This window comes from Streptomyces sp. NBC_00510, from assembly GCA_036013505.1.
GTDB lineage: Bacteria > Actinomycetota > Actinomycetes > Streptomycetales > Streptomycetaceae > Actinacidiphila.
The window spans coordinates 7759635-7777926 of record CP107851.1 but is presented as its reverse complement, the minus strand read 5'-3'; the positions used below and the strand labels follow the sequence as shown (position 1 = coordinate 7777926).

Genomic DNA, 18292 nt, shown 5'->3' with positions numbered 1-18292 from the left:
TCAGCTCCGGCGGGCGCCGGCCCCGTACCGGCGCTCGAACCGCTCGACGCGTCCGGCGGTGTCCAGGACGCGGGCGTTGCCGGTGTAGAACGGGTGGCTCGCGGAGGAGATCTCCACGTCGACCACCGGGTAGGTGTTCCCGTCCTCCCAGACGACGGTCTTCTCGCTGGTCATCGTGGAGCGGGTGAGGAAGGCGTGGTCCGCGGCGCGGTCGCGGAAGACGACCGGACGGTAGACGGGGTGGATCGTGTGCTGCACGGTGTGCTCCAGTCTGGGGAAGGGACGGGGGACGGTCGGCCTCGCCGGTGTCAGCGCTCCTCGCGGAACGGCACGTGACGGCCGACGGCCGGGTCGTACTTGCTCAGGACCATGCGGTCCGGGTCGTTGCGCCGGTTCTTGCGGGTCACGTAGGTCGTGCCGGTACCGGCGGTCGACCGGAGCGTGACCACCGGGCGCTGCTCGCTGCGTGCCATGCGGTGCCCTCTTCTTCCATAATGGTTTTCATTTTCTTCGGACGTCCCCCTCAACACGGGGGCCGTCGCGTCCATTCCCGCCGTTCCCCGCCCGGTGCGGCGAAGATGGAGACAGGGGGTCCCGCACGGCGACAGGAGGGCCGGCACCGATGGCCCGAGGCCCGCACCAGCACACCGCGGCAGCCCCGCTCGCTCTGTCCCGCGGGGCGCTCTGCTTCCTGGCCATGGCCTACCTGCTGATCACCGCGTGCGTCGTCCTGGACCTGACCAGCGGTCCGCAGACCACCCTGGCCCCCGTACTGGCGGCCCTTCCGGTGCTCGCCGGTGCGCACTCCCGCCGCGCCCGCGGGCCGCTGGCGGCCGGGGCGCTCGCGATCGGCCTGGTCTTCGTGCTCGCGGCGGCGAACCACGGGGTCCCGGCGCTGGTCCACGTGGCCTCCGCGATCACCGTGCTCGCGGTGACCTTCACCAGCACCGGCGCCGTCGTCCTGATCACCGGGCGGGAACGGGAGCTGGCCCGGGTCCGCGGGGTCGCCGAGGCGGCGCAGAACGCCCTGCTGCGTCCCACGCCGCCCCGGATCGGCCGGCTGCGCGTCGCGGTGCGGTACGTGGCGGCTGAGGCGGAGGCCCGGATCGGCGGGGACCTGTACGAGGTGGTGCCGACCGACCACGGGGTGCGGGTGCTGCTCGGCGACGTGCGCGGCAAGGGACTGACCGCCGTGGAGACCGCCGCCGACGTCCTCGGCGTCTTCCGGGAGGCCGCCCGCTCCGAACCGGGCCTGGACACGGTGGCCGCCCGGCTGGACGGCGCGCTCTCCCGCAGCGGCGGCAGCGAGGACTTCGTCACCGCCGTGCTGCTGACCGTCCCGGAGGACGGTGACGCCGCCGTGCTCGTCAACTGCGGCCATCCCGCGCCGCTGCTGCGGCGAGCCGGCTCCGTGACCGAGCTGACGCCGCAGCCCCCGGCGCCGCCGCTCGGGCTCCTCGCCCTGACCGGGGACCGCTACCGGCCGCAGACGGTCCCCTTCCACCGCGGGGACCTGCTGCTGTTCTTCACCGACGGCGTGGTCGAGGCCCGCGACCGGCAGGGCCGCTTCTACCCGCTCGCCGACCGCGTGCGGGAAATGCCGGAGCAGGACCCGGACGACCTGCTCGACCGGGTCCTGGCCGATCTGCGCTCCTGGAGCGGCGGCGGCCTCGGCGACGACGCGGCACTGCTGGCCGTGCGCCGCACACGGTGACGGACGCGGTGACGGATGCGCGCGTCTTGACTTCCCCGGGCACCGGCCGCACATTTCTGACGCAATGTCAGATTCCAGTGCCGGAGGCCCGCCATGCCCGAATCCGCCTTGGCCGACGACCGTACGGAGCGGCCCTCCCGCCGCCAGGTGCTGCGCGGCGCGGCCGCGGGCACCGGCGCGGGGCTGCTGTTCGCCGCCGGGCTCACCGCGGCGGCACCCGCCCGGGGTGCCGACGTTCCGGTGGCCGGCGAGTACGACGTCGTGGTCGTGGGATCGGGCGCCGCCGGGATGACGGCGGCGCTGACGGCCGCGGCGCGCGGGCTGAGCTGCGTCGTGGTGGAGAAGGCCGCCACCTTCGGCGGTTCCGCGGCCCGCTCGGGGGCCGGGATCTGGATCCCGTGCAACCCGGTGCTCCTGGCCGCCGGGGTGCCGGACACCTCGGAGAAGGCCGCGTCCTACCTCGCGGCGGTCGTCGGCGGCGACGTAACCGTCGAGCGGCAGCGGGCGTTCCTGACCCACGGGCCGGCCATGATCGCCTTCGTCATGGCCCACAGCCCCCTGCGTTTCCGCTGGATGGAGGGGTACAGCGACTACTACCCGCACCTGCCGGGCGGGATGCCGAACGGCCGCTCCATCGAACCCGACCAGCTGGACGGGAACGTGCTCGGCCCGGAACTGGACCGCCTCAACCCCCCGTACATACCGGTCCCCGACGGACTGGTCGTCTTCAGTTCCGACTACAAGTGGCTCAACCTGGCCGCGGTCAGCGCCAAGGGCCTGGCCGTCTCCGCCGCGTGCCTCGCGCGCGGCACCGAGGCCGCCCTCAAGGGGCAGAAGCCGCTCACCATGGGCCAGGCGCTGGCCGGCGGGCTCCGCGCCGGACTGCTGCGGGCGGGAGTGCCCGTACGGCTGAACACCCCGCTGGTCGACCTGGACGTCGTGGGCGGGGCGGTCACCGGGGTGGTCGTGGCCCCCGACGGCGGCGCCCCCGCCCTGATCAGGGCGCGGCGCGGTGTGGTGGTCGGCTCCGGCGGCTTCGAGCACGACGCGGCCATGCGCGCGCGGTACCAGCGGCAGCCCATCGGCACCGAGTGGACGGTCGGCGCGAAGGAGAACACAGGCGACGGCATCCGCGCCGGGGAGCGCGCCGGGGCCGCCCTGGACCTGATGGAGGACGCGTGGTGGGGCCCGGCCATCCCGCTCCCCGGCCAGCCGTACTTCTGCCTCGCCGAACGCACGCTGCCCGGCGGGCTGATCGTCGACCAGGCGGGCGAGCGCTTCGTGAACGAGGCCGCGCCCTACAGCGACGTGGTCCACGTGATGTACGACCGGAACGCCACCGCCCCCGACATGCCGGCATGGCTGATCACCGACCAGAACCACCGCAACCGCTACCTCTTCAAGGACGTCGCCCCGGCGCTGCCCTTCCCCGACGCCTGGTACGCCTCCGGCGCCGTCCGCAAGGCCTGGACCCTGAGCGCGCTCGCCGGGGAGATCGGGGTGCCGCCGGCGGCCCTGCGCGCCACCGTCGGACGCTTCAACGGGCAGGCGCTCACCGGCCGCGACCCCGACTTCCACCGGGGGGACAGCGCCTACGACCACTACTACACCGACCCCGCGGTGCTGCCGAACTCCTGCCTGGCCCCGCTCTGGCTGCCGCCCTACCACGCCTTCAAGATCGTCCCCGGGGACCTCGGCACCAAGGGCGGCATGCGCACCGACGCCCGCGCCCGTGTGCTGCGCCCCGACGGCACGGCGATCGCGGGCCTGTACGCCGCGGGCAACGCCAGCGCGGCCGTCATGGGGCACAGTTACGCCGGGGCGGGCTCGACCATCGGCCCCGCGATGACCTTCGGCTACGTCGCGGCCAACGACATCGCCGACCACTGAACCCGGCGGCCGGTCAGGGCCGCCCCATCCGCTCGACCTCGGCGACCGCCTCGCCGAGCCACCGCGACCAGAAGGTCTCCAGGTCGATTCCCGCACGCAGCACCAGGTGCCGCAGCCGGTCCTCGTCGGCGCCGCGCCCCGGCGGGAAGTCGCGCCGCTCGATCTCGGCGTACTCCGCCAACTGCCGCTCGTGCAGCTCGAGATGGCGCCGCAACTCGGCCGCGAGCCCGTCGGTCCCGACCACCGCCGCGGCGCGCAGCCGCAGCAGCAGCGGGTCGCGGATGGGCTTGGGGTCCTCGGTGGCCGCCACCCAGGCGGTGAGTTCGGCACGGCCCGCGGGCAGCACCTCGTACTCCTTGCGCTGGCCGCGGGCGGGCTGCGCCGCGGGCAGGGCGCGGATCAGGCCCGCCTCCTCCAGCCGGCCCAGTTCGCGGTAGATCTGCTGGTGCGTCGCGGACCAGAAGTAGCGGATCGAGCGGTCGAAGCGGCGTGCCAGCTCAAGGCCCGAGGACGGCTTCTCCAGCAGGGCGGTGAGGATGGCGTGCGGCAGCGACATGCCCGCATCCTACGGACGGGCCGGGGTCACAGCGCCGCGGCCACTTCGGTGCCCTGGCGGATGGCCCGCTTGGCGTCCAGCTCCGCCGCGACGTCGGCGCCGCCGATGAGGTGCACGGAGTGCCCGGCCGCGCGCAGCGCCTCGTACAGGTCGCGGCGCGGCTCCTGACCGGCGCACAGGACGACGGTGTCGACCGGCACGGTCCGCCGCTCGCCGTCGACGGTGATGTGCAGGCCCTCGTCGTCGATGCGCTCGTAGACGGCGCCCGCGACCATGGTGACGCCGCGGTGCTTGAGCTCGGTGCGGTGGATCCAGCCGGTGGTCTTGCCCAGCCCCGCGCCGACCTTGGTGGTCTTGCGCTGCAGCAGGTGCACGGTGCGCGGCGGCCGCGGCCGCTCGGGCGCACGCAGCCCGCCGGGCGCGCGGTAGTCGGTGTCGACGCCCCACTGGCGGAAGTAGGTCTCCGGGTCCCGGCTCGCGCCCTCGCCGCCGTCGGTGAGGAACTCGGCGACGTCGAAGCCGATGCCGCCCGCGCCGACGACGGCGACCCGCTCGCCGACCGGGGCGCCGTCGCGCAGCACGTCGAGGTAGCTCAGCACGCTCGGGTGGTCGACACCGGGGATCTCGGGGGTGCGCGGGGTGACGCCGGTGGCCAGGACGATCTCGTCGAAGCCCTGGTCCGCCAGGGACTCCGCCGTGACGTGGGTGCCCAGGCGCAGTTGCACGTCCTCCTCGGCGAGCCGGGTGCGGAAGTACCGCAGCGTCTCGTCGAACTCCTCCTTGCCCGGCACCTTGCGGGCGACGTTCAGCTGTCCGCCGATCCGGTCGGCGGCGTCGAAGAGCGTGACGGCGTGGCCGCGTTCGGCCGCGGAGACGGCGCAGGCGAGCCCGGCGGGCCCGGCGCCGACGACGGCGACGTTCTTGCGCAGGCGGGTGGGGAGGAGGACGAGCTCGGTCTCGTGGCAGGCCCGGGGGTTGACCAGGCAGGAGGTGAGCTTGCCGCTGAAGGTGTGGTCCAGGCAGGCCTGGTTGCAGCCGATGCACGTGTTGATGGCGTCCGCGCGGTCCTCGCGGGCCTTGGCGACGAAGTCCGGGTCGGCGAGCATCGGGCGGGCCATCGACACCATGTCCGCGGCGCCCTCGGCGAGCAACCGCTCCGCCACCTCGGGGGTGTTGATGCGGTTGCTGGTGACCAGCGGCACCGAGACCGCGCCCATCAGCTTCTTCGTCACCCAGGTGTACGCGCCGCGCGGGACGGAGGTGGCGATGGTGGGGATGCGCGCCTCGTGCCAGCCGATGCCGGTGTTGATGATCGTCGCGCCGGCCGCCTCGATCTCCTTGGCGAGGGAGACGACCTCCTCCAGGGTGGACCCGCCGGGCACCAGGTCCAGCATGGACAGCCGGTAGACGATGATGAAATCGGGCCCGACCCGCTCGCGGGTGCGGCGGACGATCTCCAGCGGGAAGCGGGTCCGGTTCTCGTAGGAGCCGCCCCAGCGGTCGTCGCGGTGGTTGGTGGCGGAGGCGATGAACTCGTTGATCAGGTAGCCCTCGGAGCCCATGATCTCGACGCCGTCATAGCCCGCCCGCTGCGCGAGCGCGGCCGCCCGCACGAAGTCCTCGACGGTCTCCTCGACCTCCTCGTCGGTGAGGGCGTGCGGGACGTAGGGGCTGATCGGTGCCTGCAGCGCGCTCGGGGCGACCAGGTCGGGGTGGTACGCGTACCGGCCGAAGTGCAGGATCTGCATCGCGATGCGGCCGCCCGCGCGGTGCACGGCGTCGGTGACGACGGCGTGCTGCGCGGCCTCGGCCTCGGTGGTCAGCCGGGCCCCGCCCGGGTAGGGGCGGCCCCGGTCGTTGGGGGCGATGCCGCCGGTCACGATGAGGCCGACGCCGCCGCGGGCCCGGGCGGCGTAGAACGCGGCCATCCGCTCGAAGCCGTGCTCGGCCTCCTCAAGACCGATGTGCATCGAGCCCATGAGCACCCGGTTCGGCAGGGTGGTGAAGCCGAGGTCGAGCGGGCTCAACAGGTGCGGGTACGGGCTCATCGCGGGGTCTCCTCGGGCGGCGGCGCGCGGTGTCTTCGCGACTTTTGTAGACCACCCGGAGGCGATTATGCAACCAGTTGCAAAAGTGTTCCGCGCTACTCCGCACGGCGCGGGGCTACACCGCCGGGCGGCTCCAGCGCGGATCGCGGCCCGTGCCCGCCAGCAGCGCCTCGAAGGCGGAGGCCCCGGCGGGCACCGGCGCCGGCTCGCCGAAGACGCCCATCTTCCGAGCCGTCGGCCCCATCGCGGCCACCAGTTCCTCCAGCGCCCGCAGCCCCTCGTCGTGCGGTGTGTACGGCAGCCCGGTGGCGCGGGCGAGGTCCCAGGGGTGCACCGTCAGGTCGAGCAGGGCCATGGCACCGACGGTGCGCGCGGGCAGGTTCATCGATCCGGCCACGCCCTCGTCGGCGCCCGGCGCCGCCCAGGCGTCGACCAGCAGCCCCGTCTCCTTCTCGAAGCGCGCCCGCCAGCCGTCGCCGTACGCGGAGAGACGGTCCGGGGTGACCGAGAAGTCGGCCTCCTCCCGGGCCGCGAGGGCCTGGAAGCCCACGACCACGTGGAAGAGGTGGTTGAGCAGGCTCCGCACGTCGTACTCGGCGCACGGCGTGGGCGCGTCCAGGGCCTCGTCGGGCAGCGCACGCACCAGGGGCAGCGCCCGGTCGCGGGCCGCGGCGAGCAGTTCACCGGTCCTCGTCGTCATGGGGCCGACGCTAGGGCCGGGCGGGCCCCGGCGGCTTGAAGAAATGCGACAGGGGCGCCCCGTAGGATCGCCGGTATGGCAGGTCCGGACAGCCCGCGCCGCGACACCCGGGGCATCGTCGACGCCCCGGAGCTCTTCGCCCGCGTCCGCTTCCGGCGCCGGGCGCCCGCGCCCGCGCTGCGGCCGTACCTGGAGCACTACTGGCTGATCGACTGGGACCTCGCCGAGCCGTACGCCTCGCACGTCGTGCCGCACCCCTCGGTCAACATCGTCTTCCAGCGCCACGGCACCAGCCCGGACTTCGGCGAGGTCGCGGGCATCGGGCTCGAGCTGTTCACACAGAAGCTGGAGTCCGCCGGACGCGTCTGCGGCATCCAGTTCCGGCCCGGCGGCTTCCGGCCGTTCGCGCCCACGGTGCCGGTGTCGCACTGGACGGGCCGACGCGTCCTGCTCGACGACGCGCTGCCCGGCCACGAGGCCGTGCCGGGCGCGGTGCTCGGCCCGCGCGACGAGGACGCCCGCGTCGCCGCCCTCGACGCGTTCCTGCTGTCGCTGTCCCCCGCGCCCGACCCGCAGGCGGCCCTCTCGACGGCGCTGGCCGACCGCATCCGGCACGACCGCTCCATCCTGCGGGTCGAGGACTTCGCCCGCGCCGAGGGCATGTCGGCCCGCTCCCTGCAGCGGCTGTTCGCGGCGTACGTCGGCGTCAGCCCGAAGTGGGTCATCCTCCGCTACCGCATCCACGAGGCCCTGGAGCGCGCCGAGTCCGAGGCGTCCGTCGACTGGGCCGCCCTCGCCGCGGAGCTCGGCTACAGCGACCAGGCCCATCTGGTGCGGGACTTCACCGCGACCGTGGGCGTGCCGCCGACCGCCTACGCGAGCTGACCGGCGCCCCGCGGGGGGCGCACGACCGGACCGCCCGATTCCACCCGCGGGCCCAGCCGAGCCAGGCGTCTCCCCCCGCGAAGGGCCACCACCGCCGCGCCGAACACCGCCGCGCAGCGGCCCCGCAGGCGCAGCACCACCAGCTCAACCCGCCCCGGGGCCCGAGACCGGCCCGACGGCACACCTCCCCACGGGGCCACAGCGCAGCAGTCCGGCGCCCGCCGCCACCAGGGCCCGGCGCCCCGCGGGCACCGCACGGCCGGCCCGGCCCCACCCCGGGGCTCCCGGCACGCCGGACGGCGCAACGGCCACCGGACCGGGCCGGCGCTCCGGAGGGCACTCGCGCCGCGGCCTCCCGACGGGCCCGCCCGGTCAGTCCCCGGCCTCGGGGCCCGCTTCCAGAACGGCCTGCAGCTCGGCGAAACGCCGGACCTGCGACGTGCCCGCGGCCAACTCGCTGAGCGCGTACGCCGTGGTCTTGAAGCCGTCCCCGTGATGGAACTCCGCGCCCCAGGCACCGAGCCGCACCGAAGCCACCTCGTCCAGCCCCAGGCGATGGGTGCCCCACGGATTGACCGCCACGATCCCGGCCGGGCCGACCTCGAGCCGGACCCTGTGGACGAACCACCAGAAGAACAACGCGGCGCCGACGGCGAATCCCGACGACAGCCCGGCCGACCGGGCCGTCGCCGCTTCCGGCGAGGAGATCCAGCCGGCCCAGCCGACGAGCGCCTTCACGCCCAGGACCGCCGGGAGCAGGAAGCCGGCCGCGCGAGCTGCCCCGCCCACCCGCCACACCGCTACCGGAGCTGCACCCTGGTCGTTCAGGCCCGCATTGTGGCCACCTCCCCCGCCCCCGGGAGGCAGGGTTACCAACTCCTGACCCTCGCACATGCGTCGGAGGCGGCCACGACGGGGCATACCGACATCGAGTGCGCACAAGCGGCTCTTCCCCCCACACGCACACAGGTCACGTCGCGTCTCGCGGCAGAGGAGGCCTGCCCCATGACCGGTCCCATCACGCCCCGGCTCACCCCGATCCCCGTCGACGGCATGACGCCGTGCGGCCGCGTCGCGACCGGCGCGGCACAACCGTGCGGGGAGCCCGCACGGTGGCACATCCAATGGCTCCCCGGGCACGGCTCGTTCGCGTGCCCGGGCCACATGGCGGAGGCGCGGCGGCTGTTCGCCTACGTCGACCGCCACCAGGTCGGCCCGGACTGCAACATGCCCGGGGCGCTGTGGTCGGCGGGGCGGTGCGCCGTACCCCGGGACCAGGCACGGGCGGCCTGACCCCCTGGGCCGTGTCGTCACATGCCCGCGGGCTCAGCCCGAGAAGGCGTCGAGGATGCGCGCGGCGGCCAGGGTGGGCGTCAGCGTGCCCTCGCGGACCTGCCGTTCGATCTCCGGGGTCAGCCTGCGCACCTCGGGGTGACCGCGCAGGCGGCCCAGCAGTTCCTCGCGGACCATGCTCCAGGCCCACTCCATCTGCTGGTCGCGCCGTTTGGCGGCCAGCCGGCCCGTGGACTCCAGCAGCGTGCGGTGCTGCTCCAGCCGCTCCCAGAGGGTGTCGAGGCCGGTCCCCTCGCGGGCGCTGCAGGTCAGCACGGGCGGGGTCCACGCGGCGTCCATCGGGGTCATCATCCGCAGGGCGCCGGACAGTTCACGCGCGGCGGCGCGGGCGTCGCGCTCGTGCGGGCCGTCGGCCTTGTTGACGGTGATGACGTCGGCGAGTTCCAGCACGCCCTTCTTGATGCCTTGGAGCTGGTCGCCGGTACGGGCCAGCGTCAGCAGCAGGAAGGTGTCGACCATGCTCGCGACCGCGGTCTCGGACTGGCCGACGCCCACGGTCTCGACGAGCACGACGTCGTAGCCGGCCGCCTCCACCACGACCATGGACTCCCGGGTCGCCTTGGCCACGCCGCCGAGCGTCCCGGCCGAGGGCGAGGGCCGCACGAAGGCCGAGCGGTCCACCGACAGCCGCTCCATGCGGGTCTTGTCGCCCAGGATGGAGCCGCCGGTCAGCGTGGACGACGGGTCGACGGCGAGCACCGCGACCCGGTGGCCCAGGCCGGTGAGCAGGGTGCCGAAGGCGTCGATGAAGGTGGACTTGCCCACCCCCGGCACCCCGCTGACGCCGATCCTGCGGGCCTTGCCCGCGTGCGGCAGCAGCTCGGTCAGGAGCCGCTGGGCGAGCTCCCGGTGATCGGGCCGCGACGACTCCACCAGGGTGATGGCGCGCGCGATCCAGGCCCGGGAGCCGTCCAGCACGCCTTTGACGTATGCGTCCAGGTCGATGGTGGGAGGCATGGGCTCACAGTTCGTGGCCGAGCGCGGCGGCCAGCCTCGTGACCAGGTCGTACGCCGAGTCGGGGATGACGGTGCCGGGCGGGAAGACCGCGGCCGCGCCCATGCCGAGCAGTTCGGGGACGTCCTGCGGCGGGATGACGCCGCCGACCACGATCATGATGTCCTCCCGGCCCTCGGCCGCCAGTTCCTCGCGCAGCGCGGGCACCAACGTGAGGTGGCCGGCGGCGAGCGAGGAGACACCGACGATGTGCACGTCGGCCTCCACCGCCTGCCGGGCGACCTCGGCGGGGGTCTGGAAGAGCGGCCCGACGTCCACCGTGAAGCCCAGGTCGGCGAAGGCGGTGGCGATCACCTTCTGCCCGCGGTCGTGGCCGTCCTGGCCCATCTTGGCGACGAGGATGCGCGGACGGCGGCCCTCCGCCTCCTCGAAGCGGTCGACCAGTGCGCGGGTGCGGTCCACGGACGGCGACTCCCCTGCCTCGTTCCGGTACACACCGGAGATCGTGCGGATCTGCCCGGCGTGCCGGCCGTACACCTTCTCCAGGGCGTCGGAGATCTCGCCCACGGTGGCCTTGGCGCGGGCCGCGTCCACCGCGAGCGCCAGCAGGTTGCCCTCCAGGCCCTGACCCGCGCCGCGCTCGGCGGCGGTGGTCAGCGCGGCGAGCGCGTCCTGGCAGACGGCCTCGTCGCGCTCCTCGCGCAGCCGGCGCAGCTTGGCGATCTGCTGGGCGCGCACGGAGGAGTTGTCGACCTTGAGGACCTCGATCTTCTCGTCGCTGTCCACCCGGTACTTGTTGACGCCGATGACCGGCTGCCGGCCGGAGTCGATGCGCGCCTGGGTGCGGGCCGCGGCCTCCTCGACGCGCATCTTGGGGATGCCCGCGTCGATCGCCTGCGCCATGCCCCCGGCGGCCTCGACCTCCTGGATGTGCTGCCACGCGCGCCGCGCCAGGTCGTACGTCAGCTTCTCCACGTACGCGGAGCCGCCCCAGGGGTCGATGACCCGGTTGGTGCCCGACTCCTGCTGCAGCAGCAGCTGGGTGTTGCGGGCGATGCGCGCGGAGAAGTCCGTGGGCAGCGCCAGCGCCTCGTCGAGGGCGTTGGTGTGCAGCGACTGGGTGTGGCCCTGGGTGGCGGCCATCGCCTCCACGCAGGTGCGCGTGACGTTGTTGAAGACGTCCTGCGCGGTCAGCGACCAGCCGGAGGTCTGCGAATGGGTGCGCAGCGAGAGGGACTTCACGTTCGCCGGCTCGAACTGCCTGACCAGCTTGGCCCACAGCAGACGGGCCGCGCGCAGCTTGGCGACCTCCATGAAGAAGTTCATGCCGATCGCCCAGAAGAACGACAGCCGCGGCGCGAAGGCGTCGACGTCCAGGCCCGCGCCGAGCCCGGCGCGCAGGTACTCCACGCCGTCGGCGAGGGTGTAGGCGAGCTCCAGGTCGGCCGTGGCCCCGGCCTCCTGGATGTGGTAGCCGGAGATGGAGATCGAGTTGTAGCGCGGCATCTTCTGCGAGGTGTACGCGAAGATGTCGGAGATGATCCGCATCGAGGGCTTCGGCGGATAGATGTAGGTGTTGCGGACCATGAACTCCTTGAGGATGTCGTTCTGGATGGTCCCCGCCAGCTTCTCGGGCGGTACGCCCTGCTCCTCCGCGGCCACGATGTAGAGCGCCAGCACCGGCAGCACGGCGCCGTTCATCGTCATCGACACGGTCATCCGGTCCAGCGGGATGCCGTCGAAGAGCTGCCGCATGTCGTAGATGGAGTCGATGGCGACGCCCGCCATGCCGACGTCGCCGGTGACGCGCGGGTGGTCGCTGTCGTAGCCGCGGTGGGTCGGCAGGTCGAAGGCGACCGACAGGCCCTTCTGGCCGGCGGCGAGGTTGCGCCGGTAGAAGGCGTTGGACTCCTCGGCGGTGGAGAAGCCCGCGTACTGCCGGATCGTCCAGGGCTGGTTGACGTACATCGTCGGGTACGGGCCGCGCAGGTACGGCGCGATGCCCGGGTAGGTGCCCAGGAAGTCCAGGCCCTCCAGGTCGCGGCCGGTGTAGAGCGGCTGGACGCCGATGCCCTCGGGCGTCTCCCACACCAGGTCCTCGGCGCCGCGGCCGGTGGTCTCCTTGACCGCGGCGCGCCACTGCTCCTCGGTGGCGCCGTTCCCGGCGCCCGGTCCCAGCTCGATCTCCGAGAAGTCCGGGATCCGCATCACGCCACTCCCATCCGGTCGAGAACGGAGGTCAGGACGGCGACCGCGTCGCCGCCCGCGAAGACAAAGCCGTCGACGCCGGCCGCCGTGTAGGCCTGTTCGTGCTCGCCCGGACGCCCGGCCAGGAACACCCGGCCCGCGCCCGCGGCCTTCAGCGCCGCGGCGACGTCCGCGGCCCGCTCTTCGTACAGCGCGTCGCTGGAGCACAGGCACGCGATCTGCGCACCACTGCGGGCGAAGGCCTCGGCCACCGTCGCGGCGTCGACCGTCACCGGGTCGTGGACGGGCTCGATGCCTCCGGCCTGGAAGAGGTTGGCGGCGAAGGTGACGCGGCCGGTGTGCGCGGCGGCGGGACCGAGGGCGGCCAGGAAGACCTTCGGGCGGGACCCGGTCGCGGCCAGGTGGGCGTCCGAGCGGGCGCGCAGGTTCTCGTAGGCCTCGTCGCGGCGGACCTTCGGCAGGCCTCCGGAGGGCGCCGCCGGGGCCGGGTCGCGCTCGACGGGTGCCTCGGACAGCAGCGGGAACTCGCTGACGCCGGTGATCGGCTCACGGCGCTTGGCCAGCGCCTGGGCGCGCTTGGCCCAGGTCGCGGCCAGGCGGTCGGCGACCAGGCCGGAGGCGAGGGCCGCGGCCTGTCCGCCGGAGCGCTCCAGCTCCTGGAACCAGGCCCAGGCGGCCCCGGCGAGCTCGTCGGTGAGGCGCTCCACGTACCAGGAGCCGCCGGCGGGGTCGACGACCCGGGCCAGGTGGGACTCCTCCAGGAGGATGGTGGAGGTGTTGCGGGCGATGCGGCGCGCGAAGGCGTCGGGCAGGCCCAGCGCGTGGTCGAACGGCAGCACCGTGACCGAGTCCGCGCCGCCGACACCGGCGCCCAGCGTGGCGACGGTGGTGCGCAGCATGTTCACCCACGGGTCACGGCGGGTCATCATCACCGGCGAGGTGACGACGTGCTGGCGCTGCCCCGCCACGGTCGCGGTCGCGCCGCACACCTGCGCGACGCGGGCCCACAGCCGGCGCGCGGCGCGCAGCTTGGCGATCGTCAGGAACTGGTCGGCGGTGGCGGCGTAGCGGAACTCCAGCTGACCGCAGGCCGCGTCGACCGGCAGGCCGGCCTCGGTGAGCGCCCGCAGGTAGGCCACACCGGTGGCCAGGGAGGCGCCGAGTTCCTCGGCGGCCGAGCCGCCCGCCTCGTGGTACGGCAGGGCGTCCACGGTCAGGGCGCGCAGCCCCGGGTACTGCTCGTGGGCCCGGCGGGCCAGCCCCGCGGCGGCGGCGGTCCGCGCGGCGAGCGCGTCCCCGTCACCGGTGCGGGCGACATGGCCGAGGGGGTCGGCGCCGAGGTTGCCGCGCGCCGCCCGACGGGACACGCCGCGTTCGTCGTACAGCGCGAACAGCGCCTGCCCGGCGGCCTCGAAGTCCGCGCCCGCGTCGAGCACGACCGGGGCGAGGTCGAGGTAGACGCCGTCCAGGGCCGCGCCGAGCGCGGACACCGGGAGCCCGGCGTCGCCCAGCACGAGCCAGAGGGAGGTGACGCCGTTCTCCAGGTCGGCGAGCACCGCCTCGTTCGCGCGGGCCGCGTCGGGCCGAGCGTGGCGCTGGCGCACGTCCCAGCCGCCGAGGACGCCGCCCGCCGGGGCGCCGCCCCGGGTGAAGGGCGCGAAGCCGGGGAGGCCGACGCGGTCGCCGAAGGCGTCGGGCGCGTCGGGCGCGGTGTACAGCGGGCGCGTGGTCAGCCCGTCTTCGAGGGTGGTGGACAGCGCGTCCTCCGCCGCCTGACCCGAGACGTCCTTGCCCGCCTTGCGCAGGACGCCCTCTACGAGGCGCCGCCACTGCTCGTGGGTCGCATCCGGGAATTCGGCGGCCAGAGAAAGCCCGTCATCAGGCAGGACCGTCATGCTCAGAGGTTAGTGCCCGTGAGCAGGTGAGCAGCAGGGGGCACACCTGTGACCTAGCCCATTCCCGTGCGCCCTTGATCCGTTCGGACGCGATGCTCTATTCGACGCTCTGTTCGACCGCACTGTTCGACACACTTCCGGACGTTCCGGCGCGGGCGGCGGCCGTGGCCTGTGTGAGGTCGGCCACCTGGCGGCGCAGCTCACGGACCTCCCGCAGCAGTTCCTCCGTGACCTCCTGGACGCGCCGGTTCTCCTCCTCGTCCTCCTGGAAGCGGGCCAGGAACCAGGCGGCGATGTTGGCGGTGACCACACCGAGCAGGGCGATGCCCGAGAGCATCAGCCCCACGGCGATCAGCCTGCCGACGCCGGTGGTGGGGGCGTGGTCCCCGTAGCCCACGGTCGTCATCGTGGTGAAGGACCACCACAGGGCGTCGCCGATGGTGCGGATGTTGCCGTGCGGGGAGTTGCGCTCGACCTCGAGGACGGCGACCGACCCGAACGCCAGCAGCCCGAGCACGGCACCGACGACGTACGTCGTCAGGCGCACCTGCGCCGCCATCCGCACCCGCTGGCCGACCAGGAAGAGCGCGGAGACCAGCCGCAGCAGGCGCAGCGGCTGGAGCAGCGGGAGGACGACCACCGCCAGGCTGAGCGGCTGGCGCCTGACGAACTCCCAGCGCCGCTCGCTCAGGCCCAGCCGGACCGCGTAGTCGGCGGCGAACAGGGCCCAGACCGTGCGCTCCGTCCAGTGCGCGGTGGTGATGAGCGCGGGGTCGGCGGCCGGCACCAGGATCGGCAGGGCGTAGGCGGCGCCGAACACCACGGCCAGGGCGAGCAGCGGCGCCCTGGTCTGCTGCTCCCAGCGTTCGAGACGGTTCATGGGCTCAGTGTGCACGCTCTCCCCGCACGCCCCCAGCGGCTCGGCAGGCCCTGGTCACGGCGCCGCCGACCGTGGCCCGGTTGGGGCAGGTTTCCCGAACGGTTCGCGTACTGGCCCCCACTTGTTCGGACAAGTTGAGGAAGCTGACGGCTCCGCACATCCGACGGCCCATCGCATCTTCCGGGAGACAGGCCCTTCATGAACGCCCTTGACCGCAGAAGGTTCATGCAACTGGCGGGCGGCACGGCCGCCCTGACCGCGCTGTCCACCAGCATCGCCCGCGCGGCGGAGATACCCGCGCACAGGAACACCGGTTCCCTCAAGGACGTCGAGCACATCGTGGTCCTGATGCAGGAGAACCGCTCCTTCGACCATTACCTCGGCACCTTGCGCGGTGTCAGGGGGTTCGGGGACCCGCACCCCGTGACGCTGCCGAGCGGCAAGCCGGTCTGGCACCAGTCGGACGGCACGAAGGAGGTGCTGCCGTTCCACCCGGACGCCGACGACCTCGGTCTGGCCTTCCTGGAGGACCTGCCGCACGGGTGGAAGGACACCCAGGCCGCCTTCAACAAGGGCCGGTACGACCAGTGGATCCCGGCCAAGTCCGCCACGACGATGGCGCACCTGACGCGCGAGGACATCCCGTTCCACCACGCGCTCGCCGACGCCTTCACCATCTGCGACGCCTACCACTGCTCCTTCATGGGCTCCACCGACCCCAACCGCTACTACATGTGGACGGGCCACACCGGCAACGACGGCAAGGGCGGCGGCCCGGTCCTCGGCAACGACGAACTGGGCTACTCCTGGACGACCTATCCCGAGCGGCTGGAGAAGGCCGGGGTCTCCTGGAAGATCTACCAGGACGTCGGCGACGGCCTGGACGCCGCGGGCGGCTGGGGCTGGATCGAGGACGCCTACCGCGGCAACTACGGCGACAACTCGCTGCTGTACTTCAACCAGTACCGGGGCGCCAAGCCCGGCGACCCGCTGTACGACAAGGCCCGCACCGGCACCGACGCCCGCAAGGGCGAGGGCTTCTTCGACATCCTGCGCGCCGACGTCAAGGCCGGGAAGCTGCCGAAGGTCTCCTGGGTCGTGGCCCCCGAGGCCTTCACCGAGCACCCCAACTGGCCCGCCAACTACGGCGCCTGGTACATCTCGCAGGTCCTCGACGCGCTCACCTCCGACCCCGAGGTGTGGAGCAGGACCGCGCTGTTCATCACCTACGACGAGAACGACGGGTTCTTCGACCACGTCGTGCCGCCGTTCCCGGCCGGCTCGTCCGCGCAGGGCGGCTCCACCGTCGACGTCACCCGCGACGTGTACGCCGGCGACAGCGGGCGCCCGGCGGGTCCGTACGGGCTGGGCCAGCGCGTCCCGATGTTCGTCGTCTCCCCCTGGAGCAAGGGCGGCTACGTCTGCTCGCAGACCTTCGACCACACCTCCATCATCCGGTTCATGGAGCGCCGCTTCGGCGTGACCGAGCCCAACATCTCCCCCTGGCGCCGCGCCGTCTGCGGCGATCTGACGACGGCCTTCGACTTCCGGCACAAGGACAGCCGCACCCCGCGGCTGCCCGACACCGACGGCTACCTCCCGCCGGACGGCGACCGTCACCCCGACTACTCGCCGGTCCCTCCCGCGAAGGGCTCGCTGCCCCGTCAGGAGCGCGGTCTGCGCCCCGCGCGGCCCGTCCCGTACGACCTCGCCGCGGACGGCGGGATCAGTGCCGCGGGCTCGCTGCGGATCGAGTTCGCCTCCCACGGCGAGGCCGGCGCCGGTTTCCTGGTCACCTCCACGACGGACGCCTCCGGTCCGTGGACGTACACCGTCGGGTCGGGGCACTCGCTCACCGGCGCCTGGAACGTCGCCGCGGGCGCCCACGGCGACTACGACCTCACCGTGCACGGCCCCAACGGCTTCCTGCGCCGGTTCGCCGGCCGGGCCGCGGCGGCGGGTGCCGAGGTCGGCGCCCGCCACGACGGCGGGAGCGGCGCCGTGCGCCTGGTCCTGACCAACCACGGGCACTCGACGGTCACGCTCACGGTCAGGGACGGCTACGGCGAGCACAAGCCGTCGTCCCACCGGCTGCGTCCGGGCGCCCGTGTCGTGCACGTGGCCGAGACGCACCGCAGCCACGGCTGGTACGACCTGTCGGTGACCTCCGACCACGACGGCACCTTCCGGCGCCGGCTGGCCGGCCACGTCGAGACGGGCCGGGAGAGCACCAGCGACCCGGCGATCGGCGGCTGACCGTCCCGCCCGGTACGAGGGCGCGCGCCCGCTACATCGGCTCGACGTAGCGGGCGCGCCACTCCGGGCGCGGGTCGGCGCCCGGGCTCGTCCAGTACTCGCGTCCGGCGACGATCCGCCCGTCGCGGACGGTCCAGAACGACGCCGCGTGGAAGAGCCCGAGGTCCACGTGCGGCACCTCGACCTCCGAGACGGCCTGGTCGCCGTCGGCCACGACCCTCAGGACACGGATCGACCAGCCTTCCGGGTACTCCCTGTTGACGGCGAGGAAGTTGGCCCTGCCGACGATGCGCTCGCCGCTCACGGGCCACTCCACCACGGCGTCCTCGGCGATCAGTTCACCGGCACCGGCCCAGTCGCGTGCCTGGATCCGCTGCCACAGCTCTTCGACTACCTTCGCAGACTCCACGCTCACAGCATGCCGGAAGGAGCGCCGCCAGGACCCCGATACGGCAGGGTCTGCCGGTAGACCACACTGGTCGTCGCGCTCCCGAACTGCGCCAGCTCGTCCATGACTTCCTCCAGGTGGCCCATGGACGCGGCGGCGACCTTCAGCACGTAGCACTCCTCCCCGGTGGTGCGCAGGCACTCCAGGATCTCCGGACGCTCCGCGAGCAGCCGGTGCAGGGGCTCGTGCCGGCTGCCGGGGTACTTCAGGCGGACGACCGCGAGGACCGGGTAGCCGGCCTTGCCGAGGTCGACCTCCGCGCGGTAGCCCGTGATGACGCCCAGGGTCTCCAGCCGGCGGACCCGCTCGGTGGTCGCGGAGGCGCTGAGGCTCACCCGGCGGGCCAGCTCGGTGAAGGGGACCCGCCCGTCGCGCTGCAGCTCGGTGAGGATCGTCCAGTCGGTCGCGTCGAGATTCTCGGCCATACGGCGAAGATACCGGCGGATCCACGGCCGGGCGCCGCCCACACCGCGAGGAATGCCTTCCGGACGGGACCTCCGGCTG

Annotated in this window: 17 protein-coding genes; 5 read left to right on the top strand and 12 right to left on the bottom strand. The window is 73.6% G+C overall.

The genetic code is table 11. The features are described 5' to 3' along the window. Both OG937_35210 and rpmG read right to left on the bottom strand, forming a co-directional pair. Entirely contained in the window at window positions 1-258 is a 258-nt protein-coding gene (locus OG937_35210) for a type B 50S ribosomal protein L31 (GenBank protein WUD76570.1), read from the bottom strand. 50 nt (window positions 259-308) lie between these two features. After that, window positions 309-473 (bottom strand): 50S ribosomal protein L33, encoded by a 165-nt coding sequence (gene rpmG, locus OG937_35205; protein ID WUD76569.1) that lies wholly within the window; start codon window positions 471-473, stop codon window positions 309-311. A 149-nt stretch (window positions 474-622) separates the two neighbouring features. Here rpmG and OG937_35200 point away from each other — a divergent pair, with 149 nt between their 5' ends. Together OG937_35200 and kstD are read left to right on the top strand one after the other, a co-directional pair. Further along, window positions 623-1714 carry a serine/threonine-protein phosphatase gene (locus OG937_35200; GenBank protein WUD76568.1) on the top strand — a complete coding sequence of 364 codons (1092 nt, stop codon included), beginning with the start codon at window positions 623-625 and terminating at the stop codon, window positions 1712-1714. Window positions 1715-1807: 93 nt separating this feature from the next. Then, window positions 1808-3604, top strand: coding sequence for a 3-oxosteroid 1-dehydrogenase (gene kstD, locus OG937_35195; GenBank protein ID WUD76567.1), 1797 nt, complete (start codon window positions 1808-1810; stop codon window positions 3602-3604). Window positions 3605-3617: 13 nt separating this feature from the next. Here kstD and OG937_35190 read toward each other — a convergent pair whose 3' ends face one another. From OG937_35190 to OG937_35180, 3 genes are all read right to left on the bottom strand, one after another. Continuing rightward, on the bottom strand, window positions 3618-4160 hold the full coding sequence (locus OG937_35190) for a PadR family transcriptional regulator (GenBank protein ID WUD76566.1): 543 nt from the start codon (window positions 4158-4160) through the stop codon (window positions 3618-3620). A 26-nt stretch (window positions 4161-4186) separates the two neighbouring features. Then, on the bottom strand, window positions 4187-6208 hold the full coding sequence (locus OG937_35185) for an NADPH-dependent 2,4-dienoyl-CoA reductase (GenBank protein ID WUD76565.1): 2022 nt from the start codon (window positions 6206-6208) through the stop codon (window positions 4187-4189). A 115-nt stretch (window positions 6209-6323) separates the two neighbouring features. Beyond that, on the bottom strand, window positions 6324-6908 hold the full coding sequence (locus tag OG937_35180) for a TIGR03086 family metal-binding protein (protein ID WUD76564.1): 585 nt from the start codon (window positions 6906-6908) through the stop codon (window positions 6324-6326). A gap of 75 nt (window positions 6909-6983) precedes the next feature. Here OG937_35180 and OG937_35175 point away from each other — a divergent pair, with 75 nt between their 5' ends. Next, entirely contained in the window at window positions 6984-7793 is an 810-nt protein-coding gene (locus tag OG937_35175; GenBank protein ID WUD76563.1) for a helix-turn-helix transcriptional regulator, read from the top strand. 372 nt (window positions 7794-8165) lie between these two features. Here OG937_35175 and OG937_35170 read toward each other — a convergent pair whose 3' ends face one another. Further along, window positions 8166-8582 carry a PH domain-containing protein gene (locus tag OG937_35170; protein ID WUD76562.1) on the bottom strand — a complete coding sequence of 139 codons (417 nt, stop codon included), beginning with the start codon at window positions 8580-8582 and terminating at the stop codon, window positions 8166-8168. Between the two features lie 216 nt (window positions 8583-8798). Here OG937_35170 and OG937_35165 point away from each other — a divergent pair, with 216 nt between their 5' ends. Next, window positions 8799-9086, top strand: a complete 288-nt coding sequence (locus OG937_35165) for a hypothetical protein (GenBank protein WUD76561.1) — start codon at window positions 8799-8801, stop codon at window positions 9084-9086. A gap of 33 nt (window positions 9087-9119) precedes the next feature. Here OG937_35165 and meaB read toward each other — a convergent pair whose 3' ends face one another. The 4 genes from meaB to OG937_35145 all read right to left on the bottom strand — a co-directional run bounded on the left by meaB (window position 9120) and on the right by OG937_35145 (window position 15084). Then, window positions 9120-10103: a methylmalonyl Co-A mutase-associated GTPase MeaB gene (gene meaB, locus OG937_35160; GenBank protein ID WUD76560.1), complete on the bottom strand. Its 984-nt coding sequence runs from the start codon at window positions 10101-10103 to the stop codon at window positions 9120-9122. Window positions 10104-10107: 4 nt separating this feature from the next. Next, window positions 10108-12309, bottom strand: a complete 2202-nt coding sequence (gene scpA, locus OG937_35155) for a methylmalonyl-CoA mutase (protein WUD76559.1) — start codon at window positions 12307-12309, stop codon at window positions 10108-10110. Next, window positions 12309-14204, bottom strand: coding sequence for a methylmalonyl-CoA mutase small subunit (mutA, locus tag OG937_35150; protein WUD76558.1), 1896 nt, complete (start codon window positions 14202-14204; stop codon window positions 12309-12311). The genes scpA and mutA overlap by 1 nt, the downstream gene beginning before the upstream one ends. 97 nt (window positions 14205-14301) lie before the next feature. Then, window positions 14302-15084 (bottom strand): potassium channel family protein, encoded by a 783-nt coding sequence (locus tag OG937_35145; protein ID WUD76557.1) that lies wholly within the window; start codon window positions 15082-15084, stop codon window positions 14302-14304. 198 nt (window positions 15085-15282) lie between these two features. Here OG937_35145 and OG937_35140 point away from each other — a divergent pair, with 198 nt between their 5' ends. Beyond that, window positions 15283-17340 carry a phospholipase C, phosphocholine-specific gene (locus OG937_35140; GenBank protein ID WUD76556.1) on the top strand — a complete coding sequence of 686 codons (2058 nt, stop codon included), beginning with the start codon at window positions 15283-15285 and terminating at the stop codon, window positions 17338-17340. A gap of 31 nt (window positions 17341-17371) precedes the next feature. On the opposite strand, the gene OG937_35135 is transcribed toward OG937_35140, so the two are convergent. Both OG937_35135 and OG937_35130 read right to left on the bottom strand, forming a co-directional pair. After that, window positions 17372-17749, bottom strand: a complete 378-nt coding sequence (locus OG937_35135; GenBank protein WUD76555.1) for a nuclear transport factor 2 family protein — start codon at window positions 17747-17749, stop codon at window positions 17372-17374. A 2-nt stretch (window positions 17750-17751) separates the two neighbouring features. Next, the gene (locus tag OG937_35130; protein ID WUD76554.1) at window positions 17752-18213 is read right to left on the bottom strand and encodes an Lrp/AsnC family transcriptional regulator; all 462 of its coding nucleotides are present in this window, start codon (window positions 18211-18213) and stop codon (window positions 17752-17754) included. Window positions 18214-18292: the final 79 nt, after the last annotated feature.

Bases quoted from the DNA above. Each gene is read 5' to 3' on its own strand.
- rpmG (WUD76569.1), bottom strand. From the start codon at position 473: ATGGCACGCAGCGAGCAGCGCCCGGTGGTCACGCTCCGGTCGACCGCC.
- OG937_35200 (WUD76568.1), top strand. From the start codon at position 623: ATGGCCCGAGGCCCGCACCAGCACACCGCGGCAGCCCCGCTCGCTCTG.
- kstD (WUD76567.1), top strand. From the start codon at position 1,808: ATGCCCGAATCCGCCTTGGCCGACGACCGTACGGAGCGGCCCTCCCGC.
- OG937_35190 (WUD76566.1), bottom strand. From the start codon at position 4,160: ATGTCGCTGCCGCACGCCATCCTCACCGCCCTGCTGGAGAAGCCGTCC.
- OG937_35185 (WUD76565.1), bottom strand. From the start codon at position 6,208: ATGAGCCCGTACCCGCACCTGTTGAGCCCGCTCGACCTCGGCTTCACC.
- OG937_35180 (WUD76564.1), bottom strand. From the start codon at position 6,908: ATGACGACGAGGACCGGTGAACTGCTCGCCGCGGCCCGCGACCGGGCG.
- OG937_35175 (WUD76563.1), top strand. From the start codon at position 6,984: ATGGCAGGTCCGGACAGCCCGCGCCGCGACACCCGGGGCATCGTCGAC.
- OG937_35165 (WUD76561.1), top strand. From the start codon at position 8,799: ATGACCGGTCCCATCACGCCCCGGCTCACCCCGATCCCCGTCGACGGC.
- meaB (WUD76560.1), bottom strand. From the start codon at position 10,103: ATGCCTCCCACCATCGACCTGGACGCATACGTCAAAGGCGTGCTGGAC.
- scpA (WUD76559.1), bottom strand. From the start codon at position 12,309: ATGCGGATCCCGGACTTCTCGGAGATCGAGCTGGGACCGGGCGCCGGG.
- mutA (WUD76558.1), bottom strand. From the start codon at position 14,204: ATGACGGTCCTGCCTGATGACGGGCTTTCTCTGGCCGCCGAATTCCCG.
- OG937_35145 (WUD76557.1), bottom strand. From the start codon at position 15,084: ATGAACCGTCTCGAACGCTGGGAGCAGCAGACCAGGGCGCCGCTGCTC.
- OG937_35140 (WUD76556.1), top strand. From the start codon at position 15,283: ATGAACGCCCTTGACCGCAGAAGGTTCATGCAACTGGCGGGCGGCACG.
- OG937_35130 (WUD76554.1), bottom strand. From the start codon at position 18,213: ATGGCCGAGAATCTCGACGCGACCGACTGGACGATCCTCACCGAGCTG.